This is a genomic window from Streptomyces sp. NPDC034037, assembly GCF_055575715.1.
This window is the reverse complement of record NZ_JBVISC010000013.1, coordinates 41,838-68,438: the sequence shown is the minus strand read 5'-3', so window position 1 is coordinate 68,438 and position 26,601 is coordinate 41,838. Positions and strand designations below refer to the sequence as shown.

Annotated in this window: 20 protein-coding genes; 5 read left to right on the top strand and 15 right to left on the bottom strand. The window is 72.6% G+C overall.

Annotation, left to right across the window (positions count from 1 at the left end):
* Positions 1–93: 93 nt before the first annotated feature.
* The 5 genes from ACZ516_RS32070 to ACZ516_RS32050 form a co-directional block, all read right to left on the bottom strand.
* Entirely contained in the window at positions 94–2,064 is a 1,971-nt protein-coding gene (locus ACZ516_RS32070) for an ATP-dependent DNA helicase (RefSeq protein WP_358696513.1), read from the bottom strand.
* A gap of 40 nt (positions 2,065–2,104) precedes the next feature.
* Entirely contained in the window at positions 2,105–4,057 is a 1,953-nt protein-coding gene (locus ACZ516_RS32065) for an IucA/IucC family protein (protein WP_469013245.1), read from the bottom strand.
* 169 nt (positions 4,058–4,226) lie between these two features.
* Entirely contained in the window at positions 4,227–5,033 is an 807-nt protein-coding gene (locus ACZ516_RS32060; RefSeq protein WP_469013103.1) for a GNAT family N-acetyltransferase, read from the bottom strand.
* Positions 5,034–5,075: 42 nt separating this feature from the next.
* On the bottom strand, positions 5,076–7,049 hold the full coding sequence (locus ACZ516_RS32055) for an IucA/IucC family protein (protein WP_469013102.1): 1,974 nt from the start codon (positions 7,047–7,049) through the stop codon (positions 5,076–5,078).
* 97 nt (positions 7,050–7,146) lie between these two features.
* Positions 7,147–8,550: a diaminobutyrate--2-oxoglutarate transaminase family protein gene (locus ACZ516_RS32050; RefSeq protein WP_469013244.1), complete on the bottom strand. Its 1,404-nt coding sequence runs from the start codon at positions 8,548–8,550 to the stop codon at positions 7,147–7,149.
* Positions 8,551–9,101: 551 nt separating this feature from the next.
* On the opposite strand from ACZ516_RS32050, the gene ACZ516_RS32045 reads away from it, so the two are divergent.
* Both ACZ516_RS32045 and ACZ516_RS32040 read left to right on the top strand, forming a co-directional pair.
* Positions 9,102–10,334 (top strand): trypsin-like serine peptidase, encoded by a 1,233-nt coding sequence (locus tag ACZ516_RS32045; RefSeq protein ID WP_469013099.1) that lies wholly within the window; start codon positions 9,102–9,104, stop codon positions 10,332–10,334.
* Between the two features lie 282 nt (positions 10,335–10,616).
* Positions 10,617–11,837 carry a trypsin-like serine peptidase gene (locus tag ACZ516_RS32040; RefSeq protein WP_469013098.1) on the top strand — a complete coding sequence of 407 codons (1,221 nt, stop codon included), beginning with the start codon at positions 10,617–10,619 and terminating at the stop codon, positions 11,835–11,837.
* Between the two features lie 103 nt (positions 11,838–11,940).
* Here the strand turns inward: ACZ516_RS32040 and hflX are convergent, their stop codons facing one another.
* From hflX to miaA, 6 genes are all read right to left on the bottom strand, one after another.
* Complete coding sequence (hflX, locus tag ACZ516_RS32035; protein WP_469013097.1) at positions 11,941–13,431, bottom strand: GTPase HflX; 1,491 nt, start codon at positions 13,429–13,431, stop codon at positions 11,941–11,943.
* Between the two features lie 254 nt (positions 13,432–13,685).
* Complete coding sequence (locus tag ACZ516_RS32030) at positions 13,686–15,203, bottom strand: M1 family metallopeptidase (protein ID WP_469013094.1); 1,518 nt, start codon at positions 15,201–15,203, stop codon at positions 13,686–13,688.
* A gap of 120 nt (positions 15,204–15,323) precedes the next feature.
* Positions 15,324–17,477 carry a RelA/SpoT family protein gene (locus ACZ516_RS32025; protein ID WP_469013093.1) on the bottom strand — a complete coding sequence of 718 codons (2,154 nt, stop codon included), beginning with the start codon at positions 17,475–17,477 and terminating at the stop codon, positions 15,324–15,326.
* A gap of 142 nt (positions 17,478–17,619) precedes the next feature.
* Entirely contained in the window at positions 17,620–18,498 is an 879-nt protein-coding gene (gene dapF / locus ACZ516_RS32020; RefSeq protein ID WP_358912388.1) for a diaminopimelate epimerase, read from the bottom strand.
* Between the two features lie 96 nt (positions 18,499–18,594).
* On the bottom strand, positions 18,595–19,056 hold the full coding sequence (locus ACZ516_RS32015; RefSeq protein WP_358582067.1) for a hypothetical protein: 462 nt from the start codon (positions 19,054–19,056) through the stop codon (positions 18,595–18,597).
* 107 nt (positions 19,057–19,163) lie between these two features.
* Complete coding sequence (miaA, locus tag ACZ516_RS32010) at positions 19,164–20,102, bottom strand: tRNA (adenosine(37)-N6)-dimethylallyltransferase MiaA (RefSeq protein ID WP_361076508.1); 939 nt, start codon at positions 20,100–20,102, stop codon at positions 19,164–19,166.
* 181 nt (positions 20,103–20,283) lie between these two features.
* On the opposite strand from miaA, the gene ACZ516_RS32005 reads away from it, so the two are divergent.
* The gene (locus ACZ516_RS32005; RefSeq protein WP_469013091.1) at positions 20,284–20,619 is read left to right on the top strand and encodes a hypothetical protein; all 336 of its coding nucleotides are present in this window, start codon (positions 20,284–20,286) and stop codon (positions 20,617–20,619) included.
* 36 nt (positions 20,620–20,655) lie between these two features.
* A complete protein-coding gene (locus ACZ516_RS32000; protein ID WP_358582048.1) occupies positions 20,656–20,946 on the top strand; it encodes an antitoxin in 291 nt (96 codons plus the stop codon).
* Positions 20,947–21,055: 109 nt separating this feature from the next.
* Here ACZ516_RS32000 and ACZ516_RS31995 read toward each other — a convergent pair whose 3' ends face one another.
* Together ACZ516_RS31995 and miaB are read right to left on the bottom strand one after the other, a co-directional pair.
* Positions 21,056–21,778: a class III extradiol dioxygenase subunit B-like domain-containing protein gene (locus ACZ516_RS31995; RefSeq protein ID WP_469013090.1), complete on the bottom strand. Its 723-nt coding sequence runs from the start codon at positions 21,776–21,778 to the stop codon at positions 21,056–21,058.
* Positions 21,779–21,822: 44 nt separating this feature from the next.
* Positions 21,823–23,271: a tRNA (N6-isopentenyl adenosine(37)-C2)-methylthiotransferase MiaB gene (miaB, locus tag ACZ516_RS31990; RefSeq protein ID WP_469013241.1), complete on the bottom strand. Its 1,449-nt coding sequence runs from the start codon at positions 23,269–23,271 to the stop codon at positions 21,823–21,825.
* 180 nt (positions 23,272–23,451) lie between these two features.
* On the opposite strand from miaB, the gene ACZ516_RS31985 reads away from it, so the two are divergent.
* Positions 23,452–24,447, top strand: a complete 996-nt coding sequence (locus ACZ516_RS31985; protein ID WP_469013088.1) for a TAXI family TRAP transporter solute-binding subunit — start codon at positions 23,452–23,454, stop codon at positions 24,445–24,447.
* A 33-nt stretch (positions 24,448–24,480) separates the two neighbouring features.
* On the opposite strand, the gene ACZ516_RS31980 is transcribed toward ACZ516_RS31985, so the two are convergent.
* On the bottom strand, positions 24,481–25,896 hold the full coding sequence (locus tag ACZ516_RS31980) for a HAMP domain-containing sensor histidine kinase (protein WP_358582040.1): 1,416 nt from the start codon (positions 25,894–25,896) through the stop codon (positions 24,481–24,483).
* Between the two features lie 15 nt (positions 25,897–25,911).
* The gene (locus ACZ516_RS31975; RefSeq protein ID WP_358582038.1) at positions 25,912–26,601 is read right to left on the bottom strand and encodes a response regulator transcription factor; all 690 of its coding nucleotides are present in this window, start codon (positions 26,599–26,601) and stop codon (positions 25,912–25,914) included.

The window sequence follows — 26,601 nt, the reverse complement described above, 5'->3', positions numbered from 1 at the left end:
CCACCGCCCCTGACCGGGCCCCGGAACCAACTGCGCCGGTTCCGGGGCCCTGCTGTGTCCGGCACCTCGCTGGGACCGGGGCCAGCCGCAGGGCTACGCCTCGGCCGCCTTCGCGGCCGCGTCGATCGCGGCCAGGGACCTACGGGCCTGATTGCGGTCCGTCGTGTACCAGAAGTCGGGCAGCGAGGCCCGCAGATAGCTGCCGTAGCGAGCGGTCGCCAGGCGGGGATCCAGTACGGCGACCACCCCACGGTCCCCGGACGCTCGGACGAGGCGACCGGCGCCCTGGGCCATCAGCAGGGCCGCGTGCGTGGCGGCGACCGCCATGAACCCATTGCCCCCGGCCTCGTCGACCGCCTTCTGGCGAGCGCTCATCAGCGGGTCGTCGGGACGCGGGAAGGGGATCTTGTCCATGATCACCAATTGGCAGCTGGGGCCCGGCACGTCCACGCCCTGCCAGAGCGAAAGGGTCCCGAACAGACAGGTGCGCGCGTCCGCCGCGAAGCCCTTGATCAGCTCGCCCAGGGTCTCCTCACCCTGCAGCAGGATCGGCATGTCGAGGCGGCCCCGCAGCTCCTCGGCCGCGCCCTGGGCGGCCCGCATGGAGGAGAACAGCCCCAGCGTGCGGCCGCCCGCCGCCTCGATCAGCTCGGCCAGCTCATCGAGCATGTCGTCGCGCGTGCCCTCGCGGCCCGGGCGGGCCAGGTGCTTGGCGACGTACAGGATCCCCTGCTTGCCGTACTCGAAGGGCGAGCCGACGTCCAGGCCCTTCCACTGGGGCGCGTCCTCGGACTCGGTGCCCTCCGGGGCCAGGCCGAGGGAGGCACCGACCCCGTTGAAGTCGCCGCCCAGCTTGAGCGTCGCCGAGGTGAGGATCACCGAGCGGTCGGCGAACAGCTTCTCCCGCAAAAGGCCCGACACGGACATGGGGGCCACGCGCAGGGAGGCGCCGAAGCGGTCATGGCGCTCGTACCAGACGACGTCCCACTCGGAGCCGTTGGTGATGCGCTCCGCCACGTCGTGGATCGACTCCACGGAGGCCAGCGCCTGCTTGCGGACGGCGTCCTCGTCCTGGACCGACTTGTCGCGGGTGGAGCCGAGCGCCGTGATCACCGAGCGGGCCGCGTCCCGCAGAGCCATCAGCGCGTACCCCAGGTCCTCGGGAATCTCCTCCAGGCGGCCCGGCAGAGCCAGCTCCATCAGCCGCTCGAAGCCCTCGGCGGCGGTCTGGAGCTGATCGGCCGCCTTTTCGTTGACGAGCTTGGCCGCGCGGCGGACGGCGCGGTTGACCTGCCCGGGGGTCAGCTCGCCGGTGGCGACGCCGGTGACGCGGGAGACCAGCTCGTGGGCCTCGTCCACGATCAGCACCTCGTGCTGGGGAAGGACGGGGGCGCCCTCGATGGCGTCGATGGCGAGCAGCGCGTGGTTCGTGACGACGACGTCGGCGAGCTTGGCGCGCTCGCGGGCCGCCTCGGCGAAGCACTCCGCCCCGTACGCGCACTTCGAGGCCCCGAGGCACTCCCTGGAGGAGACGGAGATCTGCGCCCACGCGCGGTCGGACACCCCGGGGGTGAGATCGTCGCGGTCGCCCGTCTCGGTCTCGTCCGCCCAGTCCCGCATCCGCAGCAGGTCCTGGCCCAGCTTGCTGGTGGGCGCGGCCGCCTCGAACTGGTCGAAGAGCCCCTCCTCCTCGTCCTGGGGCATGCCCTCATGGAGGCGGTGCAGGCACAGGTAGTTCGAGCGGCCCTTGAGCATCGCGAACTGGGGGCGGCGGCGCATCAGCGGGTGCAGCGCCTCCACCGTGCGCGGCAGGTCCCGCTCCACGAGCTGGCGCTGCAGGGCGAGGGTGGCCGTGGCGACCACCACGCGCTCCCCGTGCGCCAGGGCCGGCACGAGGTAGCCGAGGGACTTGCCCGTGCCGGTGCCGGCCTGGACCAGCAGATGGGAGCCGTCGTCGATCGCCTCGGCGACGGACTCGGCCATGGCCACCTGGCCAGGGCGTTCCGTGCCGCCGACGGCGGTGACGGCGGCGTGCAGGAGCTCGGGGAGGGAGGGCTTCGTCATAGCGCGACCACCCTACGGTGCCCCACTGACAATCCCGCGATCACGGCTGGTGCAGAGGGTTGGGGACCGTCCCGTGCACGGCTGCGTGGGGGCGCTGCGGGCGGTCCCGGTACCCGTCGAGGAGGAGCCGGTTCCGGTTGAGGCACAGCCGCTCGATACGGGGTGTGAGCAGGTCGAACATCTCGTATCGCTCCTTGAGCTCCGGGGCGCGCGCCTGGTGCCGCAGGATCTCGGCGCGTACGGCGGACCAGAAGTCGCCCTCTCGAACGCCCAGTTGTTCCTCGCACAGCGGCGCGAGGTAGCGGAAGACCCCCACGAAGAGTCCGGAGTGGATGAACTGGGTGAGGAAGTCGGGCGGCTCGGTGAGCAGTACGTCCCGCACGTCGGCCGGCATGGAGTCGTGCTCGGGCAGCGGCGTGGCGCTGACGTTCACGTCGTCCACGAAGTCCTTCACGGCGAGCCGGACGGGCACGTCCTGGTCGTCGAAGACGACGATGGCGTTCTCCCCGTGGGGGGAGAAGACGGTTCCGTAGCGGTAGAGGAAGTGCAGCAGCGGGGGCAGCAGGGCGGCGAACAGCCGGCGCAGCCAGACGGCGGGGGCGAGCCCGGAGCGTGCCACGAGTTCCGCGACGAACGCCTTGCCGTCCGGGTCGACGTGCAGCAGTGAGGCGAGGGTGCGCGCGCGTTCATCGGGGGCGAGGTAGCGGGTGATCGGCTCGCGCCAGATGGCTCCGAGCAGCTCCCTGTACTGGTAGGGGACCTCGGGCAGCCCGTCGTACACCGGGTGCTCGACGGCCACGGAGGCCACCTCGCCGAGCAGGATCACCCCGCACTCGTCGCGCAGGAAGGGGTCGGCGTCGCGCAGCGCGTGCATCCACGCCGTGACGGCGGGCGCGGCGACGGTGCGTTCTGTCGGCAGGCCCCGCCACACCAGTGTGTTGAGGACCGACAGCGGCAGCTTCACGGTGTGCCGGTCGGGGCGGGACGCGTTGAGGAACGTACGGATGGACTGCTGCGGGAGACGCAGGTCGCCGTCGCTCCCGAGCGGGATGACGGCGTTCGCGGCGACGGAGGGCGCGAAGAGCGGCAGGACGATCTCGTCCCACTGCCAGGGGTGCACGGGGAGGTAGAGGTACTCCTCCGGGTCGACCCCGCGCGCGCGGAGTAACTCCGCGAACTCTTCTCGGGTGGCCGCGGTCAGCTCGCGCGCGTAGAGCTGGTGAGCGGTGTCCAGCCCGCGTACGCCCCGGTACACGGCGAGGTCGGTGTGGACGGCGATCCACGGCAGCGTCGTGGAACGGCGGCACTCCGGGGCCCAGCGGGCGGTGTCGCCGGCGGAGAAGCCGATGCGCCCTTTGTTGAGGACGAGCCAGGGGTGGCCGGTCTGGTGCCCTTCGAGCTCCGCGTACCCGAGGTCGGCGAGCTGGGCCGCGCCGAGCGCGGTGTGGTCGATACGGGCGTCGGCGCTGAGCGTGACGCTCAGCTCGCGGATGAGGTGGCCGAGGGTGGCGCCGTCGAGTCCGAGGGTCCGGCGGGCCAGCGCGAGGAAGCGCAGGGGGTCGTGGAAGGGGACGGCGGGCGCGCCGCCCTCGGACAGGGCCAGGCCGGCTGGGCTCACCTGCCAGCCGCCGTAAGCGCCCCGGCGGGCACGGAAGGTGAGGAGGGCGCCGCTGCGGCTGGCGCCGGGGGCGGCGGCGGGGCCTTTCGCAGGGGTGGTGCTCACGCCGGGGGCGGTGGTGACGTTGCCCCCGGGGGTGATGCGTCGGGCCGGGGCGAGCGGTCCGTCGGGGTCCGCCGGTTCCGCCGGTTCGAGGTACAGGCGGTAGAGGCGGTACTCGGCGGGCCCGGCCTCTCCCCCGGACGCGCCCCCTGCGTAAGGGCTCGCGCTGTCGCCGGGTCCGGCCCCTTCGGCGGACGCGTCACGGCCGTCCGCCCCGTTCTCTATGACCGGCACGGGTCGGATGAGCTCCTCGTACGCGAACTCGGCGATCATCTTGGCGAGCAGTCGGCGTCCGGCCGCGTGCCATCTGGTCTCGGTCAGCTCGGGCGGGTCGTAGAGCGCGGCAGAGGGCCGGGGGGACGGGTGTGCGGACGGATGCGGCACAGGGACTCCTCCGTGAGGGAACCGGGTCGGGGCGGGTGGTGCGGCAGGAGTGATCAGGTCAGAGCACCGCGCGCAGGGCGCGGTCACGGACCATGAGCGCCGCCCTTTTGTCGGGCAGCTCCACTTCGGCGGAGAACCGGAAGCCGGCGCTCAGGAACGCGGAGACGGAAGGGCTGTTGCGCAGATCGGGTTCGGCGATGACGCGCGCGCACGCGGGCCGGTGGTCGAACACGAGATCGGCGACGGCTCTCAGCAACGCCGTCCCGAGGCCGCGGCCCCGGTGGACGACGCCGCCGATGAGGAGGTGGATTCCGGTGTCGTGCGGGCGCGCGGGGTAGTGCCGGGCCAGCGGATCGAGGTCGGCCCGGTAGATCTCCCAGTAGCTCATCGGCACGCCCTCCAGCACGCCGAGACAGGGCACGCTGCGCCCGTCGCCGTCGAGCTGGGGGCTGAGATGGGCCTTGGTGACGGACTCGGGACCGGCGAGTTCCCAGAAGGCGGCCACGGCGGGGTCGTTCATCCACCGGCTGATCAGCGGGAGGTCACGTTCGAGGCGGACGGGTACGAGTTGGAAGACGCCGACCGGGGTGGTGACCGGGCCCCAGCCGGCGATGTTGTCCAGGAGGTCCTCGACCACCGTGCCCGGAGCGGGGCCCCGCGCCCGCTCCGACCGGTCGATGGGTGCCGCGCGCGCAGGGCGTTCCTCGCCCTCGGCCAGGAGCGCGATGAGTTCGTCGGGCAGGCGCAGGTCCAGAGTGTCTGCGCCGTCGGCACCGTCGGCACCCGCGGCCAAGTCCGAGTCCGCGGCCGCGGACTCGGTTCCGGCATCGGCTTCGGCGTCGGTGCTCGCATCGGTGGGAGGCACGGCGTCGCTCCTGTCAGGAGTCGGAGGAGGTGGGCATGTTCCTCAGGAATGGAGGGGGTTGGCGATGGTGACGTAGACGGACTGGGTGTCGACCGGGCCGACGAGCTCGTCGAGACCGTGCAGCCGGGTGAGGAGGTTGGCCTTGCACCGCAGCACGGGTGAGTCGAGCAGCGTGGCGGGCAGAGAGGTGCGCAGCTTGTCGGGGCCGGTCGCGACGTCACGCAGGAAGCGCCGGAAGGCGGCGAGCAAGAGCCGTTCGTCCGCGAGCCGTTCGGCGCCGAGGGCGCCGATCAGTCCCAGGATGTTGTTGATGCCGAGGTAGTAGGCGAGCCGTTCGTCCGTCACCTCGTCGGAGACGAAGGTGTCGCTGTGCTCGCCGATCCCGGGGAGCCGCCGGTCGAGTTCGACGCGGCGGGACTCGCGGAAGTAGTAGCCCTGGTTGTCGCGGTAGCGGCCGCCGATGGGCCAGCCGTCCGGGTCGAGCAGCAGGAGGGTGTTCTGCTGATGGGCCTCCAGGGCGACGCCCGCCTCGCTGTCCAGCCACAGGATGGGGCGGACGACGCTCTCCAGGTAGCGCAGGAACCACTCGGCGGCGACGGCCCCTCGGGGGCGGCCCGTGCGGCCGGCCAGCCTGGTGACGATCTCGCCGAGCCGGGAGCGCATGAGGTGGAGGTCCTGGCCGGCGGGCCGCGCCGAGGGCCTCGGCGAGACGAGCCCCGCGACGCAAGTGGCATCGTCGCCGGGGCCGAAGGGGTTGTGCCGGATCATGACGTCGAGGCCGGCGACGGGAGCGCCGTCGGGGCCGTCGACGGCCAGCCACGCCGGGTCGCGGACGACGTCGAAGCAGGGGTGGATCGCCTGCCACCGGTCTCCGAGGCCGCTGCGCAGCAGCCGGTGCACCTCGACGCCCCGGTGGAGTTCCTTGCGGAGGTTCTCGCGCCGGGAGTTGGTGATGCGCAGGCCCAGCGAGAGCTTCAGCATGGCGGCCGCGCCGGAACGGTACAGCGTGCGGACGGAGGAGGTGGGGTGCCAGGGCGCGCCGTGCGGGCCGAGGTCCCGCAGGAGCCCGGCGTCGAGGAGTTCGGCCGCCGCGGGGCGGTGTCGCAGTTCGCGGATCTGCCAGGGGTGGACGGGCAGGGCGGCGCAGCCGTCCGGCAGTGGCAGTTCCGCTTCCGCCAGGCGGGCGGTGAGCTGCTCGGCGGGGATCGCGCGGCCGCGCTCGGTCCAGGCCGAGTCCGTGGCGAGGACGGAGCGGTCGACGGCCAGCCAGTGCAGCGGGAAGGCGCCGCGCAACTCCGGTGAGTAGAGCCGGGATTCGGCGTCGGAGAGCCCTTCGCGGCTCTTGGGGGTCGGGTGCAGGGGGTGCCCGAGGAGGAGGGACTGTTCGGCGGCGAGGAAGAGGTCGGGCTCGTCCTGCGGGTCGGCGCGGCGGTCCGCGAGGAACTCGGCGGTGCGTCGGACGGAGTCGGCGACCCGGCCGACCAGGTCGGCGCCGTCTCCGGTGCGTGCGGGGTGCGCCGCTTCGGAAGCGGCGGTGGGTTCGGCGCCGGTGTCCCTCGGGGCGCTCGCCGGTTCCTCGCCGCGGCGGGCGGTTTCGCGGCCGAGGAGGGCGGCGACCGTCACGGCGTCGACGGGGGGCGCGCCGGGTGGGCCGTCCTCCAGGTAGGGGAGGCCGAAGCGGTGCCAGCCGGTGACCGACCAGTAGTGCACGGGGACGATCAGGGCGGTGCCGCTGGCGTGGAGGGGGACGCGCAGGGCGCCGTGGTCCGGTGCCGGGAGGTCGTTCTCCCTGACCCAGCAGCGCAGGAGGTTCTCCACGGCCGCCGCCTGCGCGGCGATGTGCGGATCGGGGTGCTCGAGCAGGTCGGTGGATGTGCCGCACAGGTGCTCGGCCTCGTGGCCGCCACCCTTCTGCCGGGGCACCGTGCCGGACTCCGTCACCCGTGAGGGTTGCGTGACGCACGCGCCGGGGGCGTCGGGGTGGGGGCGGCCTTCGGGTGTGGGGGTGGCGTTCAAGAGGGGTTCCTTGTGGTTGTTCGGGCTCCGTGTGGCGGCGGTGGCCGGGGCGGGCCCGGCGTCTCGTGGCCGCGGGGGCGGCCCGGGTCCGTCCTTGCTATCCGTGGTGGGCGTGCGCCGCGGTGGCCAGCGCGTCGGCGAGGCGGTCCAGGACCGCGGCCGCCTGTTCGTCGGTGATGGTCAGGGGCGGGAGGAGTCGTACGACGCTGGAGTGGCGGCCGCCGAGTTCGACGATCAGGCCGCGGCGCAGACACTCGCGCTGCACGGCGGCGGCCAGCCGGGGTGCCGGCGGGCGCGGACGGGCGGCGGCCGGCAGGGCGATGAGCGCGGTTCGGGTGGACAGGTCGTACGCGGTGGTGGAGGGGCCGTCCGACGCGTTCCCGGCGTTGTCACCCCGGGCCCCGGCGCCGTCGGGCGCTTCCTCGGGGTCGACGAGTTCGACGCCCAGCATCAGGCCCCGGCCCCGCACCTCCCCTACGCAGGTGTGCGCGTCGGCCAGTGAGCGGAGCTGCGTGAGCATGTGCTCGCCCAAGGAGGCGGCACGCTCGGCGAGGCCGTTCGCCCGGACGTACGCGAGGGTCGCCGTGCCCGCGGCCATGGCGAGCTGGTTGCCCCGGAAGGTGCCCGCGTAGGCGCCGGGCGGCCAGACGTCCAGGTCGTCCCGGTAGATCACGACGGCGAGCGGAAGGCTGCCGCCGATGGCCTTGGACAGCACCATCACGTCCGGTACGACGCCGCTGTGCTCGACGGCCCAGAAGGCGCCGGTACGTCCGACTCCGGTCTGCACCTCGTCCGCGATGAGCGGGATGCCGCGGGCCGCGGTGATCTCCCGCATCCGGCGCAGCCACGCGTCGGGCGCCGGGAGGACGCCTCCCTCGCCCTGGACCGGTTCGAGGATCATGGCCCCCGGAAGCGGTACGCCGGATTTCGTGTCGTCCAGGAGGCTCTCGGTCCAGCGGGCGGAGAGTTCGGCCCCGCTCGGGCCGCCGAGGCCGAAGGGGCAGCGGTAGTCCTGCGGGTAGGGCAGGCGCGCGACGCGTACGTCCTGCGCGCCGCCGGAGGCGGCCAGCGCCCCGGCCGTCATGCCGTGGTAGGCGCCGGTGAACGCCAGTACGCCGTCGCGGCCGGTGGCGGCGCGGACCAGTTTCAGCGCGGCCTCCACGGCGTCGGTCCCGGCTGGCCCGCAGAACTGGATCCGGGCGCGCTCCGCGAGAGCGGGCGGCAGGGTGGCGAACAGTTCGGTGGTGAAGTCGTCCTTGACGGGTGTGGCCAGGTCGAGGACGTGCAGCGGTGCTCCGGAGTCGAGGACCTTCCTGATGGCTTCCAGCACGACCGGGTGGTTGTGGCCGAGGGCCAGGGTCCCGGCGCCCGAGAGGCAGTCGAGGTAGCGGCTTCCGTCCGCGCCTTCGATGGTCATGCCGCGCGCCCGCACGGGCACGATCGGCAGCGCTCGCGCGTAGGTGCGGGCCGCCGATTCACGCGCGGCCTGCCGCCTGAGGATGCCCTCTTGTACGGAGGGAGCGGAGGACCCGGACGGCGCGGGTGGAACAGAAGGCGCAGACGGCGCAGAAGGTACAAATGCCGCATACACCTCGTACGGCACGGACGGCGCAGATGCCCCTGACGGCGCGGACTGCGTTGCGGAGCGTGCCGCGGACGCCGCCGCGGACGCAGGCTCGGTCACGGCCACGACTGTTGGTCCTCCCGCTGTGGACGAGCACGTCCGGTCCGGGGCGATCCCGGGGAGCCCATGTGGCCGGACGCGCGGGCAAGTTGGCAGGGGAGATGAACGCAGGCCGCGACTCCCCCGTACGTACCAACGACGGCGACCCCGCGGGATCACGGGTCATCGGAAGATCCTTGCCGTGACGGAACCGTTGCCCTTCCGTCGGCCGTCCCCAACGGCACCGGCATAGTGTGGGGTGCCGTTCACCAGGGACAGGTGCGCCGCCCGTCGAGTCACGGAAGGGGGCGCGCCGGTGTGCGACGGGTGCCGCGCGCCCGGATGTCCGGCACTTTGGAAAGATTTCGAGGCCCAGGGGGAATCTCACGATGCGACCCATACGTCCGCTCTTCACTGCCCGCGAGGGGAGGAGGACGCGCACCAGAACCTCCCCCGTGGCGGCCGCGGTGGTGCTCGGCGCGGCGCTCGCACTGACCGCCACGGCCTGTGGCCCCGGCGAGGACAACGCCGGCGGTGACGCGTCGTCGACGCAGCCCGGTGACAGCGCCGGCGACGGCAAGGTCCAGATACCGGGCGACCTCCGGGACCGGCTCAAGGAGCACGGGATCGACCTGGACAAGTGGCGGAACGGCGCCTGGAAGAACTGGGACAAGGACGACTGGCTGCGCGAGGCCGGCGAGTTCGTCAACCCGATCATCGAGGACCTCTGGGACTCGGACCGGATGCGGGACGCCGACAAGAATCCGGACCGGAGGGTCGACGACAGCGACATCTCCGGTGACCAGGGCGTCACCGACCCGGCACCGGCCCCCGTGAAGGCGGCCGCCGTGCAGGCGCCGTACCACGGCCGGGCCGCCGAGTCGGGCAAGCTCTTCTTCGACGGGCCCGAGGGCTCGATGGTCTGCTCCGCGACCGTCGTCAAGGACCCCGCCCACCCGGGCAAGTCCAACATGGTGTGGACCGCCGGCCACTGTGTGCACGCGGGCGCCAAGGGCGGCTGGTACCGCAACATGGTCTTCGTCCCCTCGTACAACGACAGCGGCAAGTCGGCCGAGGAACTGCGGAACGCCCCGAAGGAAGAGGTCGCTCCGTACGGCGTCTGGTGGGGCGACTGGGCGCAGACCTCCGACCAGTGGATCGAGCAGGGTGGTCCGACGGGCGGAAAGGGCGCGCCGTACGACTTCGCCGTCATGCACGTGAAGCCCGAGAAGGGCAGCGAGGGCAAGTCGCTCGAGGAGACCGTCGGTTCGGCGCTCCCCGTGGACTTCAACGCCCCGGCGGTGCCCGAGATCAAGTCCATGACGGCGACCGGGTACCCGGCGGCGCCGCCGTACGACGGCCAGAAGCTGTTCCAGTGCGCCGACGAGCCGGGCCGGCTCTCGCTCGCCAAGTCCGACCCGACGATGTACCGCGTCGGCTGCACCATGACGGGCGGTTCGTCCGGTGGCGGCTGGGTGGCGCAGGGCCGGGACGGCGAGCCCGCCCTGGTGTCGAACACCTCCATCGGCCCGGTGACGGCGGGCTGGCTGGCCGGCCCGCGCCTGGGCAAGGAGGCCAAGGGCGTCTACAGCGCGGTCAGCAAGAAGTTCGCCGGCCACTGACGGTGTGCGGCGGGGTCGCCGGAAACCTTCACGACCCCGCCGCCGTTCGTCCCCAACCTCATGGGCATAGTGGGGTGTTGTGTCAAGGCGGAGCCGCGCGGTCTCGCAGGGGCGTACAGGTGACACGCGCATGACAACATCTCGGCACCCGCACCCGCACCCGCACCCGCACCCGCACCCGCACCCGCACCCGCACCCGCACCTACGATTCCGAATTCCGCGAGGCCGCGCCGCCACGCGCGCGCTCTCGCACCCACACGTTCTCTCGGGGGTAACAGCACCATGCGTTCCACTCCTGCGCCCTTCGCCCGCCGTCGCGGGCGGCGCGTCGCGCTCGCCACGACCGGGCTCGCCGCGGCCCTTGCGCTCACCGCCACCGCTTGCGGCCCGAACGACGACAAGGCGGGCGACCGGTCCGACGCGGCCGCCTCCCAGGGCGCCGACAACTCGGGGGCCGCTTCCGGGGGTTCCGACTCCAAGCTGCCGGGCGAGCTCGCCGACAAGCTGAAGAAGCACGGCATCGACCCGGACAAGTGGAAGAACGGCGCCTGGAAGAACTGGGACAAGGACGACTGGCTGCGCGAGTCCAAGGACTTCGTCAACCCGGTCATCGCCGGGCTCTGGAAGCCCGAGCGGATGCGGGAGGCCAAGGACCCCGACAAGACGATCGCCGCGAAGGACGCGGCCGCCGACCAGGGCGCGACCGACCCCGAGCCGACGCCGGTCCCGGCCAAGGCCGAGAAGACGCCGTACCACGAGAACGCCGCCCCGGTCGGCAAGATCTTCTTCGACTCCCCCGAGGGCTCGATGGTCTGCTCCGGCACGGTCGTGAAGGACCCGCGCAACCCCGGCAGGTCCAACCTCGTGTGGACCGCCGGCCACTGCGTGCACGCCGGGCGGAACGGCGGCTGGTACCGCAACATCGCGTTCGTGCCCTCGTACAACGACCTCGGCAAGTCCGAGGCCGAGCTGGGCCGCGCGACCTCGCAGGAGATGGCGCCCTACGGCCAGTACTGGGCGGACTGGGTCTCGACCTCCAACGAGTGGATCAACGAGGGCGGTCCGACGGGCGGCGCCGGCGCGACGCACGACTACGCCGTCATGCACGTCAAGCCGGAGCAGGGCGGAAAGTCCCTGGAGGAGACCGTCGGCAACGCTCTCGACGTCGACTTCTCGGCCCCCGCGACGCGGAGCGTCGGCTCGATGGGCGCCTGGGGCTACCCGGCCGCTCCCCCGTTCAACGGTCTGATCATGCACAAGTGCGTCGACAGGCCGGGGCGCCTTTCGCTCTCGCCGTCGCTGCCGACCATGTACCGCATCGGCTGCACCATGACCGGCGGCTCCTCCGGCGGCGGCTGGTTCCGTGCGGTGGGCGGCAAGACGAAGCTCGTGTCGAACACGTCCATCGGCCCGGCCGAGAACACCTGGCTGGCCGGACCGCAGCTGGGCGAGGGCGCCGAGCGGGTCTACGACATGATGAGCAAGAAGTACGGCTCCCAGTAGCCGTACGGCACGCCTGAACGCCACACGCGACACGGCGAAGGCCCGCCCCCTGAGGAAGGGAGCGGGCCTTCGCCGTGTGTGCGCCGCCGTGTGTGCGCCGCCGTCAGTGCGTGGCCGGCACGTACGGGCCGAGCTCCGCGGCGAGCTCTTCGTGCACCCGCGCCTTGAGCAGCGTGCCGTCACCGGTGTGCTCCTCGGAGAGCACCTCGCCCTCGGCGTGGGCACGCGAGATGAGCTGGCCCTCCGTGTACGGGACGAGGGCCTCGATCTCGACCTCGGGCCGCGGCAGTTCGGTGTCGATGAGCCCGAGCAGCTCCTCGATGCCGGCGCCGGTGCGGGCCGAGACCGCGATCGCGTGCTTCTCGTTGCGCAGCAGGCGCTGGAGGACCAGCGGGTCCGCCGCGTCCGCCTTGTTGATCACCACGATCTCGCGGACGTCGGTCGCGCCCACGTCCCGGATGACCTCGCGCACGGCGGCCAGCTGCTCCTCCGGCACCGGGTGCGAGCCGTCCACCACGTGCAGGATCAGGTCGGAGTCGCCGACCTCCTCCATGGTGGAGCGGAACGCCTCGACGAGGTGGTGCGGCAGGTGCCGCACGAACCCGACGGTGTCGGCCAGGGTGTACACCCGGCCGCTCGGCGTCTCGGCCCGGCGCACGGTCGGGTCGAGGGTGGCGAACAGCGAGTTCTCCACCAGGACGCCCGCGCCCGTCAGGCGGTTGAGCAGCGAGGACTTGCCGGCGTTCGTGTACCCGGCGATGGCGACCGAGGGCACCTTGTTGCGCCGGCGCTCCTGCCGCTTGACGTCGCGGCCCGTCTTCATCTCCACGATCTCACGGCGCATCTTCGCCATCTTCTCGCGGATCCGACGCCGGTCCGTCTCGATCTTGGTCTCACCGGGACCACGGGTGGCCATGCCGCCACCGCCGCCGCCACCCATCTGACGGGAGAGCGACTGACCCCAGCCGCGGAGCCTCGGCAGCATGTACTGCATCTGCGCCAGGGCGACCTGCGCCTTGCCCTCTCGGGACTTGGCGTGCTGGGCGAAGATGTCGAGGATCAGCGCGGTCCTGTCGACCACCTTGACCTTGACGACGTCTTCGAGGTGGATCAGCTGGCCGGGGCTCAGCTCACCGTCGCAGACGACCGTGTCGGCGCCGGTCTCCAGCACGATGTCGCGCAGCTCCAGGGCCTTGCCGGAGCCGATGTAGGTCGCCGGGTCGGGCTTGTCGCGGCGCTGGATGACGCCGTCGAGGACGAGCGCGCCCGCGGTCTCCGCGAGGGCGGCGAGCTCGGCGAGGGAGTTCTCCGCATCGTCGACCGTCCCGGAGGTCCACACGCCGACGAGGACCACGCGCTCCAGGCGGAGCTGGCGGTACTCGACTTCGGTGACGTCCTCGAGTTCGGTGGAGAGGCCGGCGACACGGCGCAGGGCCGCGCGCTCGGAGCGGTCGAGCTGGTCGCCGTCCCGCGCTCCGTCGATCTCGTGGCTCCAGGCGACGTCCTCTTCCATCAGGGCATCGGCCCGAAGACCTTCGGGGTAGTTCTGCGCGAAGCGCTGTGCGTCCTGGGAAGGGGAAGAAGAGGAGGTCATTGGATCCTTACGTCGATGCTTCGATGGGAATGCGGCCGGATCCGGGGACCCGCCCTCGACGGATGCGTCATCCGTCACTGTCGACAACGCCCGGTACGGCCCGGAGATTCCCGTGACCTGCCCGGACCGGAAGGGCCGTGCCGTGCCGTCGTCGACCTGACGATGGTCGCACGGCACGGCCCGTCTCGTCACCCGTGTTTTCCCCTACGGGGGTTCCCCGCCCCCGTCTTCTCGTCCGCCGGCCTTTCCCGGAGCTACCCGGCCTTCCCCGGAGCCTTCGCCTCCGGCGCCGTCGTGTGCCAGTCCGGATGACCCGGCATCGGCGGGGTCTTCTTGCCGTAAAGCCAGGCGTCGAAGAATCCGCGCAGGTCACGCCCGGCGTGGTAGGAGGCCAGCCGGATGAAGTCGGCGGTCTCCGCGTTGCCGTCGCGGTGGATGTGGACCCACTGCCGCTCCAGGCTCTCGAAGGCGCGCTGCCCGATCTCCTGGCGCAAGGCGTACAGGACCAGGGCGCTGCCGTCGTAGACGACCGGCCTGAAGAGGCTGATCTTCTGTCCCGGAGCGGGCTCCTTGGGCTTGGCGGGCGGGCCACCGGTGGCGCGCCAGGCGTCCGACCGGCCGTAGGCCGCCCGCATCCGGTCCTTCAGGGGCCGCTTCGCCTTCTCCTCGGCGAAGAGCGCCTCGTACCAGGTGGCGTGGCCCTCGTTGAGCCATACGTCCGACCAGTTCCGGGGGCTGACGCTGTCGCCGAACCACTGGTGGGCCAGTTCGTGCACCATGATCGCGTCGACGTACCACTCGGGGATCCCGGGGTGGACGAACAGCTCCCTCTCGAAGAGCGAGAGCGTCTGCGTCTCCAGTTCGAAGCCGGTGCGGGCGCCCGCCACCAGGACGCCGTAGGCCTCGAAGGGGTAGCGGCCGACCTTCTTCTCCATCCAGTCGATCTGGCCGGGTGTCCTCTTCAGCCAGCGCTCCAGGACCTTGCGGTCCTTGGTGGGCACCACATCGCGTACGACGAGGCCGTGCGGGCCCTCGCGGTGCAGGACGGTGGAGCGGCCGATGGACACCTGTGCCAGCTCGGTCGCCATGGGGTGGTGGGTGCGGTACTCCCAGGTGGTGGTCTTCGCGGTGTGCCGGGGCTCGGCGCTCGGCAGGCCGTTGGCGACGGCGGTGAGCCCCTTGGGGGTGGTCACGCGGAACGTGAACACCGCCTTGTCCGACGGGTGGTCGTTGCAGGGGAAGACCAGGTGGGCCGCGTCCGCCTGATTGGCCATGGCGAGCCCGTCGTCGGTGGGCAGCCAGCCGCTCTGGGCCTCCTTGGTGGAGACGGGGTCACTGGTGTGCCGGACGGCGATGCGCAGCGCTTCGCCGGGCCAGAGCGGTTCGGACGGCGTGAGGACCAGGTCCTCTCCGGAGCTGTCGAACCGGGCGGCCTGGCCGTTGATCTCGACGGAGCGCACCTTGCCGTGGGTGAAGTCCAGGTTCACCTGCTCCAGCGGAGCCGTGACCCGGGCGTCGATCTTGGTGATGGCGTCCAGCGGCTTGCGGTTGTCACCGTGATAGGTGAAGTCGATGTCGTACGACTCCACGTCGTACCCGGGGTTGCCCAGGTGCGGGAAGAGCGGGTCGCCGATGCCGAGGGGGGCGGCCGGCGACGGCGCGCTCGCCGCGACGAGGGCCGCGGAGGCGGTCGCCGCGATCAGTGCCACGGCGAGGCGGTGGGTGCGAAGGGCCTTGGGCCGCGGGGCCGAGGTCCGAGGGGTGAGCAGCATGGACTTACCGCTATCAGCGCGCGCCCGTCCCCGTGCGACGCCGCGCGCCATGCCACTCGAACGTGTCGCTCCGGGGCCCTCCTGATGGGCCGGGCCGCCTCGGTGGCGGGCCTGCGCGTGTCAGTGGGCGGCGGCCGCCGGGTGCTGGGCGCGGCTCACGTCGTACACGCCCGGCACGGCCCGCATGGCCCGCATCAGCCCCGGGAGGTGCGCCGCGTCGGGCAGTTGGAGCGTGTACGTGTGGCGTACGCGCTGCTGGGTCGGTGGCTCCACGGTCGCGGAGACGATGGCGACGCCCTCCAGGGCGATCGCCTCGGTGAGGTCGGCGAGGAGGTGCGCGCGGCCGAACGATTCGGCGGTGAGGGTGACGCGGCACTCGGCGCTGTCGCCCCAGCGCACACCCACCTCCGCGCGCCCGACCTCCTTCATGCGCTCCACCGAGTGGCAGCCGGCGCGGTGGACGGTCACGGCGCCGCCGCGGACGGCGAAGGCGGTGATGGCGTCGGGCGGCACCGGCGTACAACACCCCGCGAGCCGAACGGTGGCACCCTCGCGGTCCACCACGGCGGTCGCGGCGGCGGGGCGGGAGGCGTCGGGTGCCTCGGGGGCCTCGGGGCGTGGCGCGGCCGCCGGCGCCTGCTCGGGCGGGCGCGGCGGGGTGGCCGCGGGGGCGGACGCCGCGGTGGCGGGGTGGGTGGTGAGCCAGCGCCGGATGGCGATGCGCGCGGCCGGCGTGCGGGCGTGCTCCAGCCACTCGCGGGAGGGGCCCGAGGTGGCGTCCTGACTCAGGAGCAGCTGCACGGTGTCGCCGTCCCGCAGGACCGTGCTGAGCGTCGCGAGGCGGCCGTTGACGCGGGCGCCGATGCAGGCGTGCGCGTCCTCGCCGTACTGGGCGTAGGCGGCGTCCACGCAGCTGGCGCCGGCGGGCAGGCCGAGGGTGCCGCCGTCGGACCGGAAGACGGTGATTTCGCGGTCCTGGGCGAGGTCCTCGCGCAGCGTCGACCAGAACGTGTCGGGGTCGGGGGCGGCCTGCTGCCAGTCGAGGAGCCGGGAGAGCCAGCCGGGCCTGGTCGGGTCCACGCGCTCGTCGTCGGCCCCGGAGTGCTCCTCCGGAGCAGGCGCGTAAGGGTTGCGGAGGGCGACGACGCCCGCCTCGGCGACCTGGTGCATCTGGTGCGTGCGGATGAGGACTTCGGCCACCTCGCCGTCGGGCCGGGCGACGGCTGTGTGCAGCGACTGGTAGAGGTTGAACTTCGGTACGGCGATGAAGTCCTTGAACTCCGAGACGACGGGCGTGAAGCAGGTGTGCAGTTCGCCGAGGACTCCGTAGCAGTCCGCGTCCTCGCCGACGAGCACCAGGAGGCGGCCGTAGTCGGAGGCGCGCAGCTCGCCGCGTTTGCGGTGCACCCGGTGGACGGAGAGGAAGTGGCGCGGCCTGATGAGCACTTCGGCCGTGATGCCGGCCTCGCGCAGCACGCCGCGCACCTCGTTCGCGATGTCCCCGAGCGGGTCGCCCTCGCGCTGGGCGTCGGCGGTGATGAGGGCCTGGACCTCGGCGTACTCCTGCGGGTGCAGGATCGCGAAGACGAGGTCCTCCAGCTCGGTCTTGAGCGCCTGGACGCCGAGGCGCTCGGCGAGCGGGATGAGCACGTCCCGGGTCACCTTGGCGATGCGGGCCTGCTTCTCGGGGCGCATGACGCCGAGCGTGCGCATGTTGTGCAGCCGGTCGGCGAGCTTGATCGACATGACGCGCACGTCGTTGCCGGTGGCGACGAGCATCTTGCGGAAGGTCTCCGGCTCGGCCGCCGCTCCGTAGTCGACCTTCTCCAGTTTGGTGACGCCGTCGACGAGATAGCAGACGTCGTCGCCGAACTCGGCCCGCACCTGGTCCAGCGTGACGTCCGTGTCCTCGACGGTGTCGTGGAGCAGGGAGGCGGTCAGCGTGGTGATCTCGGCGCCGAGCTGGGCGAGGATCAGGGTCACGGCGAGGGGGTGCGTGATGTACGGTTCGCCGCTCTTGCGCGTCTGGCCGCGGTGCGAGGACTCCGCGAGGACGTACGCCCGGCGCAGCGGGTCGGGGTCGGCGTCGGGGTAGTGGGCGCGGTGGGCCTCCACCACGTGGCCGATCGCGTCGGGGAGGCGGTCGCGGGCGCCGGGCCCCAGCAGGGCGGCCCTGCCGAGCCTGCGCAGGTCGAGACGGGCGCGGCCGCGCCTGCGCAGCCCCCCGGTCGTCAGGGGGACGGGCGTGGCAGGGTTCGTGGCCTCCGCGCTCATGGGCACCTCCGGCTGCGTCGACCGGCGGTGAACGGACGGTGACGTACTCCGTCCGGGCCGGTGCTTGATGCTACCGAGCCCATCACGCGGCACTGACCGCCTCTCGCCGAGCGTGAAACGGATCACCCATTCGAGCGACACTTCATGCGATTGCCGTTTCGAGCCATTCGGACGCGAACTCGCCTTCGGCGACGATGACGGCGGGGCCGGTCATCTCGATCTCGCCGTCGGGGTGCTCGGTGATCACCAGGCGGCCGCCGAGGACCTCGACGGTGTACGTCACCGGGGCCCCGGTGACGGCCGGGTCCAGCGCGTCTCTGCGGGCCGCGGCGACGGCCACGGCGCACGTGCCCGTGCCGCAGGAGCGGGTCTCGCCCGCGCCGCGCTCGTGCACGCGCATGGCGACGTGGCGCGGGCCGCGGTCGACGACGAATTCGACGTTCACCCCGTCCGGGTAGGCGGAGGCGGGGCTGAAGAGCGGGGCTTCGTAGAGGGTGCCCGCTTCGGAGAGGTCGTCCACGAAGGCGACCGCGTGCGGATTGCCCATGTTCACGTTGAGCGCGGGCCACCGGTGCTCGGAGACGGAGACGGTGACGTCCCCGCCGGGGAGCAGCGCCTTGCCCATCCCGACGGTGATCTCGCCGCCGGATTCCGCCTTGGCGATGTGCACGCTCTTCACGCCGCCGCGGGTGGCCACCGTCAGGTCGCCCTCGCCGACGTGGCCGGCGTGCTGGAGGTAGCGGGCGAAGACGCGCACTCCATTGCCGCACATCTCGGCGATCGAGCCGTCGCCGTTGCGGTAGTCCATGAACCACTCGGCGCGGTCGGCGAGATGGCGGGCCTCGGGGTGGGCGGCGGAGCGCACGACGTGCAGGACGCCGTCGGCGCCGATGCCCGCGCGGCGGTCGCACAGGGCGGCCACGGCGGCCGGGGACAGCTCGACGGCGTTGTCCGGGTCCGGGATGATCACGAAGTCGTTCTCGGTCCCGTGCCCCTTGAGGAAGGCGATCCGCGTGCTCATTCCTCGATCGTACGGGGTGGGTACGACAGGCGGTCCGCGCGGTGCCGCGAAGGCGCCGGCGGAGTGGTCCCGACAGCGGCGCGACGCCGGCCGGTGTCAGCGGAGGCGGGCCACCCGCCACACGGCGAGGACAGCGGCGCCGAGGAACAGCAGGGCGTAGCCGCAGACGACCCGCCAGTCCGGGCGGCGCCCCGAGCCCCGCTCGGGCAGTCCGGGCCAGGTGTGTCCGACGCGGCGGGCGGCCATCATGCCCCAGCCGGCCGCGCAGCAGCTGATCAGCAGCCCGAGCATGGCGACCACCGCGCCGCCGTCGCCGAACTCGAAGGCCAGCGGGAAGGCGAACATCAGGGAGCCGACCGCGGCGAGGATCACGATGGGCGCGAGCTGCCAGACGCGCAGCCGCCGCTGCGGGCGCAGCTCGACCTCGACCTCGTCCTGCGCGGACATCTCGTCCGCCCCGGGTCCGTCGTCCGTCACGCCGCTCCCGCTCTCGTCGGGACCGTCGGGACTCAGCTGCTCTCCGCCGTCATGCGCGGTGTCACGAGGGCCGGCCTCCATCGCCACGCGCCCTCCCACTCCGGACTCCACCTGTCGATCGATGGTCGATGATGGCACGGCGTCAGGTGCGCGGATGACCCGCGGGGCGTCCCGATGCCATCACGTGATCAGGCTGTGACCGGTCGTTCGACCAACGCGAGGGCACGGGAAGGAAGTTCCCCCCGGTCGGCCACGGCGCCGCTCAGCCAGTGCACCCGGGGGTCGCGCCGGAACCACGAGTCCTGACGGCGCGCGAAGCGTTTGGTGGCGCGCACGGTCTCGGCGCGCGCCTCGTCCTCGGTGCACTCCCCCGCGAGGGCTGCGAGCACCTGCTGGTAGCCGAGGGCCCGGGACGCCGTGCGTCCCTCGCGCAGCCCCCGCGCCTCCAGCGCGCGTACCTCGTCGACCAGGCCGGCGTCCCACATGCGGTCCACGCGCGTGGCGATGCGTTCGTCGAGTTCGGGGCGCGCCACGTCGACGCCGATCTGGACCGTGTCGTACACGGAGTCGTGGCCGGGGAGGTTGGCGGTGAAGGGCTTGCCGGTGATCTCGATGACCTCAAGGGCGCGCACGATCCGGCGGCCGTTGCCGGGCAGGATCGCCTGGGCCGCCCCGGGGTCGGCGGCGGCGAGGCGGGCGTGCAGGGCGCCGGGGCCGCGCAGGGTGAGCTCCTCCTCCAGGCGGGCCCGTACGGCGGGGTCGGTGCCGGGGAACTCCAGGCGGTCGACGGCCCCCCTGACGTACAGCCCGGAGCCACCGACGAGGATCGGCCAGCGGCCCTCGGCGAGGAGGCGGTCGATCTGCGCGCGGGCCAGTCGCTGGTACTCGGCGACGCTGGCCGCCTCCGTGACGTCCCAGATGTCGAGCAGCTGGTGGGGCACGCCACCGCGCTCCTCGGGCGTCAGCTTGGCGGTGCCGATGTCCATCCCCCGGTAGAGCTGCATGGAGTCCGCGTTGACGACTTCGCCGCCAAGGCGCTGGGCGAGGAAAACGCCCAGATCGGACTTTCCTGCCGCGGTGGGACCGACGACGGCGATGACCCGCGGGGCGGGAGCTGCACTACTCACCGCACCAGTCTCGCAAACACCCGCAAGTCTTCCCGAACGAGCTACGTGACGGCACGCCTCCCAGGTCGTTGCCTGTTGCGAGGTCTCGGCCGCCGGTTTCGAGGACCGATGCCCCGGGCGACGCAATGGGCGCACCGGGTGGGGCGGGGTTTCGCCCACACGAGTAACGTATGGAGTAGATATGGGCGTTTTTGCAAGGTTCCGCCGGAAGGCCAAGGACAGCGAGGAGGCGGCGCCGGCCGAGGTGTCCGCCGACGCGCAGACGCCCGAGGCGACCGAGGCCGCCGGGGAGTCCTCCGAGGCCGAGGGGTCCGCCGAGCGCGAGGGAGCCGCCGAGTGCCCTGCCGACGCCGAGGCCAAGGCCGAGCCGGCCGTCAAGACCGATGCGGACACCGAGAGCGCCGGCGAGGACAAGCCCGCGGAGTCCGCCGAGGCGGCGGACGGCGTGGACATCCCGAAGCAGCAGTCGGCCGGCGAAGCGGCCGACAACGAAGCCGGTGAGGGCGCCCGGAAGTAGCACCCCGGCGCACTCCCGGCGAGGGAAGGTGAATGCATGGGCTTCCTGGACCGCCTGAAGGACAAGCTGGCCCCTGCCAAGGGCAAGGTCTCCGACCTCGCACAGCAGCACGGGGACAAGATCGACCAGGGGCTGGACAAGGCCGCGAAGGTCGTCGACGCGAAGACCAAGGGCAAGTACAGCGACAAGATCCACACGGGAACGGGAAAGGCGAAGGACGCCGTCGACCGTCTCGCCGGCCCTGCGCACGGCACGGACGGGCACGGCGGGGGCACGGGCGGCAGCGCCACTCCTCCCCCGCCCCCGACACCCCCCGCGGCTCCCTGAACCGCATCGGCGGACGGCCGTGAAGCATCCTGCTTCGCGGCCGTCGCCGCGTGTGGGGGCTGTTCCCCGGAAGGCCGTCCGGGCCCGGCGCGGGCCGCCGGCGGGGCCCTCAGGACCAGGCGGCCACGAGGTACCCGACGCCGTAGGGCGCGTCCTCGTAGAGCAGCTCTCCGCTCAGCGCCGCCCCGTCGGCCGCCCCGGCGAGCACCTGCCAGGGTGCGCGGCCCGCCGCCTTCAGTTCGTGCGCCAGATCCGCGTCCAGTGCCTTCAGCGCGCCGACGTCCGCCGTGCCGAGGGCGCGGCCGGCCGCCGCGTCGAAACCGGCCGCCCGCTCATCGAGATAGCCGGGGGCCTTCAGCGTGCGGCACGCGCTGGCGTCGCCCATCACCAGCAGGGCCACCCGGTCGGCCCGGGCCCCGATCTCCGCCCCCGCTGCGAGGCAGCGCTCGGCGGCGAGGGTCTCCCCGACGGCCAGGCCTGCCAGCGGGGCGGTGGACCACCCGGTGCGCGCGAGCAGCCAGGCGGCCACGGCGAGCGAGGGCGGCAGCTCGCGCCCGGCCTGCGCACCATCGCCGGTGCCTGGCCCGAGCCGTACGTCGAGGTCCACCCCGAAGCCACGGAAGGAGCCGCGGGCGCCCTGCGGATACGGCTCGCTTTCGCCCGGTCCGTCGGCGGGCCCGACCACGACGAGGCGATCGGGCCGGGACGCGGCGAGCACCCCTAGGGCGTCGGTGCACGCCGCGCGCGCGGCGTCCAGTTCCGGGGCGGCTCCCGCGGCGACGGCGGGGACGAGCAGGGGCGCGCTGGGGCAGACGGCTGCGGCGACAAGCATGATCCGCAGACTAACGCGCACCCGGTGGGCGACCGGCCCGAAGGTCAGTCACAGCCGCAGCCGCTCCCCGTGGCCACCGGCAGCGGGGCCGGGGCGCCGATCTTCGGCAGGCCCAGCATGACGCCCGCGGGCTTCGCGGCCGCCTCGGTGTTGCGCTTCTGCCACGCGTCACCCGCGCGCGTGGGGCGTACGTTCAGCACGGCGCCCTCGGCGAGCAGGTGGTGCGGGGCGGCGTAGGTGATCTCGACCGTCACGACGTCGCCGGGGCGCACCTCGGTGTCCGGCTTGGTGAAGTGCACCAGGCGGTTGTCGGGAGCGCGGCCGGAGAGGCGGTGCGTGGCGCCGTCCTTGCGGCCCTCGCCCTCGGCGACCATCAGGTCCAGGGTGCGGCCGACCTGCTTCTTGTTCTCCTCCCAGGAGATCTCCTCCTGGAGGGCCACCAGACGCTCGTAGCGCGCCTGGACGACCTCCTTGGGGATCTGGTCCTCCATGGTCGCGGCCGGGGTCCCGGGGCGCTTGGAGTACTGGAAGGTGAAGGCGTTGGCGAAGCGGGCCTCGCGGACGACGTGCATGGTCTGCTCGAAGTCCTCCTCGGTCTCGCCGGGGAAGCCCACGATGATGTCGGTGGAGATGGCCGCGTCCGGCATGGCCGCGCGGACCTTCTCGATGATCCCCAGGAAGCGGTCCTGGCGGTAGGAGCGGCGCATCGCCTTGAGGATCGGGTCGGAGCCGGACTGCAGCGGCATGTGCAGCTGCGGCATCACGTTGGGCGTCTCGGCCATGGCGGCGATGACGTCGTCGGTGAAGTCGCGGGGGTGCGGGGAGGTGAAGCGCACGCGCTCCAGGCCCTCGATCCCGCCGCAGGCGCGCAGCAGCTTGCTGAAGGCCTCGCGGTCGCCGATGTCCGAGCCGTACGCGTTCACGTTCTGCCCGAGGAGGGTGATCTCGCTGACGCCTTCGCCGACGAGCGCATCGATCTCGGCGAGGATGTCGCCGGTCCTGCGGTCCTTCTCCTTGCCGCGCAGGGCGGGGACGATGCAGAAGGTGCAGGTGTTGTTGCAGCCCACGGAGATGGAGACCCACGCGGCGTACGCGCTCTCGCGGCGCGTGGGCAGCGTCGAGGGGAACGCCTCCAAGGACTCCGCGATCTCGACCTGCGCCTCTTCCTGGACGCGGGCGCGCTCCAGGAGGACCGGCAGCTTGCCGATGTTGTGCGTGCCGAAGACGACGTCGACCCAGGGCGCCTTCTTGACGATGGTGTCGCGGTCCTTCTGGGCGAGACAGCCGCCGACGGCGATCTGCATCCCGGGCCGCTTGGTCTTCATCGGGGCCAGGCGGCCGAGATTGCCGTACAGGCGGTTGTCGGCGTTCTCCCGCACGGCGCACGTGTTGAAGACGACGACGTCGGCGTCGCCGTCGGCTCCTTCGGGCGCACGTTCGTAGCCGGCGTCCTCCAGCAGCCCGGAGAGCCGCTCGGAGTCATGGACGTTCATCTGGCACCCGTAGGTGCGCACCTCGTAAGTCTTCGCGCTCATCTCGCCCCCAGGGTACGGGGTCGCCACGCGCGCGTGGCCGGGGACGGCGGCCGAGGCTCCCCCGGGGCGGCCGTCAGGGCCCCGAGGTGTGACCTCGCCCCTGGTCATCCCGGTGAGGGTGCTGGCAGGATCGCGCGCATGCTCCAGGCACTCCCCCGCATCGGCAGGCGCCGCGCCCTCCAGGGCGCGGCCGCCGCGCTCGTGGTGTTCGGGCTGCTGGTGTGGTGGCTGATGCCCATGGGCGAGAGCTCCCCGAGCGGCCGGATCACGTTCAGCACGGGCGTGCGCAACGGCGTCTACGAGCGGTACGGCAAGCTCCTGCGCTCGGCGATCTCGCAGGACATGCCGGAGGTGGACGTCGATCTGCGCAACAGCCAGGGGTCGCCGCAGAACGTCGAGCGGGTGGCCACGGGTGAGGCCGACTTCACCATCGCGGCCGCCGACGCCGTGGAGAAGTACCGCCTCGAGGGCGCGCCCGGGGCGGACCGCCTGCGCGGCTGCGCGCGCCTCTACGACGACTACGTCCAGCTCGTGGTGCCCCGGGGTTCCGACATCCACTCCGTGGCGGATCTGCGGGGCAAGCGGGTGGCGGTGGGGCAGGACCGCTCCGGCGTGCGGCTGATAGCGGACCGGGTGCTGGACGCCGCGGGGCTCGACCCGCGGGCGGACATCGAGCCGGTGTCGGCGGGCATCGACACCATGCCCGACCTGCTGCGGAGGGGTTCGATCGACGCCTTCTTCTGGTCGGGCGGGCTGCCCACGACCTCGGTGCGGGTGCTTTCGAAGAAGACGGACATTCGCCTCGTCGGACTCGGCTACCTCGTCGACAAGCTGCACGAGCAGGGCGGCGCCTCGCGCTACTACCGGGCCGCGACCATGCCGGCCGACGCCTATCCGCATGCCCAGCAGGGCTCCGCCGTGCCGACCCTGGCGGTGGCCAACCTCCTGGTCACCACCGACCGGGCCGACGCCGACCTCACCGCCGGGCTGACCCGGACCGTCATCGACAGCCGGGACCACATCGGCGACCAGGTGCACGCGGCCCAGCTGGTGGACCTGCGCACCGCACTGTTCACCGACCCCCTGCCGCTGCACGACGGGGCGCGCCGCTACTACCGCTCGGTCAAGCCGTGAGCGGGTGGCTCCGGCAGGGCCGCGGAACGGCCCTCAGGGGCCCGTCGACGGCTCGCTGCGGGGGACGCTGACGCTCACCCTCAGTCCGTGCGGTTCGTTCCGCGCGTACGCGATGGAGCCGCCGCCCGCCGCGAGCAGGGCCCGCGAGATGGACAGGCCGAGGCCCGAGCCCTTGACGTTCTGGTGGCGGTTGCTGCGCCAGAAGCGGTCGCCGACGCGGGCCAGCTCGTCGTCGGTGAGCCCGGGGCCGCCATCGGTGACCACGACGGTCGTCGAGCCGTTGCCCGAGGAGACCGCCACGTGGACCGGTCCGCCTTCGGGGGTGAACTTCAGGGCGTTGTCGATCACCGCGTCCAGTGCGCTGGAGAGGGCGACCGGGTCGGCCCAGCCGGTGGTCGCCGGGCACTCGCCCGTCAGCCGTACCCCCCGCTGCTCGGCGAGCGGGCGCCAGGAGGCGACGCGCTCGGCGGCCAGTTCACCGATGTCGATGAGGCACAGGTCCGCCGCGGCGTGCTCGGCCAGCGCCAGGTCGAGCAGGTCGTCCAGGACCTGGGCGAGGCGCTTGCCCTCGGTGCGGACCGAGGCGATCTCCTCGTTGCCCTCGGGCAGTTCGAGGGCGAGCAGTTCGATGCGCAGCAGCAGGGCGGAGAGGGGGTTGCGCAGTTGGTGGGAGGCGTCGGCGACGAAGGCGCGCTGCTGTTCGAGCACGTCCTCGACGTGGTCCGCCATCTCGTTGAACGAGCGGGCGAGGCGCCTGAGTTCCGGTGGCCCGCCGGCCGCCGCGACGCGCGATTTGAGGCGTCCGGTGGCTATGTCGTGCGTGGTGGCGTCCAGGACGCGCACGGGGCGCAGCACCCAGCCCGTGAGCCGCAGGGCGGCTCCGACGGCCAGGAGCATCGCCGCGAACTCCCCGGCGGCGATCAGCAGCCAGCCGTACAGCGTCTTGGAGCGCATGCGTCCGGTCGGCGAGTCGGTGACGACGACGGCGATGACGTCCCCGTCCCTGATCACCGGGGACGCGACGGCGAGGCGGCCGCGCCGCCACGGCCACACCTGCTCGGGGTCGTGGCTGCCACGGGAGCGCAGGGCTTCCCGGAAGGCGCCGCGGACGTCTCCCTCGGTGGGCAGGTACCAGGTGGCGGGGGCGTGGGCCATGGGGCTGTCGTCGCGGTAGAAGACGCCTGCCCTGATGCCGTAGACCTCGTAGTAGTCGTCGAGTTCCTTCTGCAGGGTCTCGCGGCGCTCGTCGGTGTCGCCCTTGACGCGGGAGCCCGAGGGCCGCTTGGTGACGAACTGCGCGAGGGAGGCGAAGCGGGCCGTGTCGTCGATCCGGTCGACGACCACCTTCTGCTGCTGCGCCGCCGCGACACTGACGGCCAGCGGGAAGCCGAGCGCGAGCAGGACGCCCGCCATGAGGACGATCAGCAGCGGGAGGAGGCGTGAGCGCACCGGTCCTCGCTCTTGCTACGTGGCCGGGGCGACGAGGCGGTAGCCGACGCCGCGCACCGTCTCGATCAGCGCCGGCATGTGCAGCTTGGCCCGCAGGGACGCCACGTGTACTTCCAGGGTGCGTCCCGTCCCTTCCCAACTGGTGCGCCAGACTTCGCTGATGATCTGCTCGCGGCGGAACACCACTCCGGGGCGCTGGGCGAGGAGGGCGAGGAGGTCGAACTCCTTGCGGGTCAGTTGGACGACCGAACCGTCCACGCTGACCTGCCGGGTGGGCAGTTCGATGTGCACGGCTCCCAGCCGCAGCTCGCTGTCGCCCGGTACCGCCGCGCCGCCGGGGGTGGGTCGCCGGATGACCGCGTGGATGCGGGCGATGAGTTCTCCGGTGTCGTACGGCTTCACCACGTAGTCGTCGGCTCCGAGGTTGAGGCCGTGGATCCGGGAGCGTACGTCCGAGCGCGCCGTCACCATGATCACCGGTGTGGAACCGCGCTTGCGGATCTTGCCGCAGACCTCGTAGCCGTCCTGGTCGGGCAGGCCGAGGTCGAGGAGGACCACTCCGAAGGGGGGCGCCTGCGCGGGGAGCAGGGCCTGCAGCGCCTCCTCGCCGCTGCGGGCGTGCACGACGTCGAAGCCGTGCCGGGCCAGGATCGCGGACAGGGCGGCGGCCACGTGATCGTCGTCCTCGACAAGAAGCAGTCTCAT

Bases quoted from the DNA above. Each gene is read 5' to 3' on its own strand.
- ACZ516_RS32070 (WP_358696513.1), bottom strand. From the start codon at position 2,064: ATGACGAAGCCCTCCCTCCCCGAGCTCCTGCACGCCGCCGTCACCGCC.
- ACZ516_RS32025 (WP_469013093.1), bottom strand. From the start codon at position 17,477: ATGAGCGCGGAGGCCACGAACCCTGCCACGCCCGTCCCCCTGACGACC.
- hflX (WP_469013097.1), bottom strand. From the start codon at position 13,431: ATGACCTCCTCTTCTTCCCCTTCCCAGGACGCACAGCGCTTCGCGCAG.
- ACZ516_RS31975 (WP_358582038.1), bottom strand. From the start codon at position 26,601: ATGAGACTGCTTCTTGTCGAGGACGACGATCACGTGGCCGCCGCCCTG.
- dapF (WP_358912388.1), bottom strand. From the start codon at position 18,498: ATGAGCACGCGGATCGCCTTCCTCAAGGGGCACGGGACCGAGAACGAC.
- ACZ516_RS32065 (WP_469013245.1), bottom strand. From the start codon at position 4,057: ATGATCGCCGAGTTCGCGTACGAGGAGCTCATCCGACCCGTGCCGGTC.
- miaB (WP_469013241.1), bottom strand. From the start codon at position 23,271: ATGAACGTCCATGACTCCGAGCGGCTCTCCGGGCTGCTGGAGGACGCC.
- ACZ516_RS32045 (WP_469013099.1), top strand. From the start codon at position 9,102: ATGCGACCCATACGTCCGCTCTTCACTGCCCGCGAGGGGAGGAGGACG.
- ACZ516_RS32030 (WP_469013094.1), bottom strand. From the start codon at position 15,203: ATGCTGCTCACCCCTCGGACCTCGGCCCCGCGGCCCAAGGCCCTTCGC.
- ACZ516_RS32015 (WP_358582067.1), bottom strand. From the start codon at position 19,056: ATGGAGGCCGGCCCTCGTGACACCGCGCATGACGGCGGAGAGCAGCTG.
- ACZ516_RS32005 (WP_469013091.1), top strand. From the start codon at position 20,284: ATGGGCGTTTTTGCAAGGTTCCGCCGGAAGGCCAAGGACAGCGAGGAG.
- ACZ516_RS31995 (WP_469013090.1), bottom strand. From the start codon at position 21,778: ATGCTTGTCGCCGCAGCCGTCTGCCCCAGCGCGCCCCTGCTCGTCCCC.
- ACZ516_RS32000 (WP_358582048.1), top strand. From the start codon at position 20,656: ATGGGCTTCCTGGACCGCCTGAAGGACAAGCTGGCCCCTGCCAAGGGC.
- ACZ516_RS31985 (WP_469013088.1), top strand. From the start codon at position 23,452: ATGCTCCAGGCACTCCCCCGCATCGGCAGGCGCCGCGCCCTCCAGGGC.
- ACZ516_RS32040 (WP_469013098.1), top strand. From the start codon at position 10,617: ATGCGTTCCACTCCTGCGCCCTTCGCCCGCCGTCGCGGGCGGCGCGTC.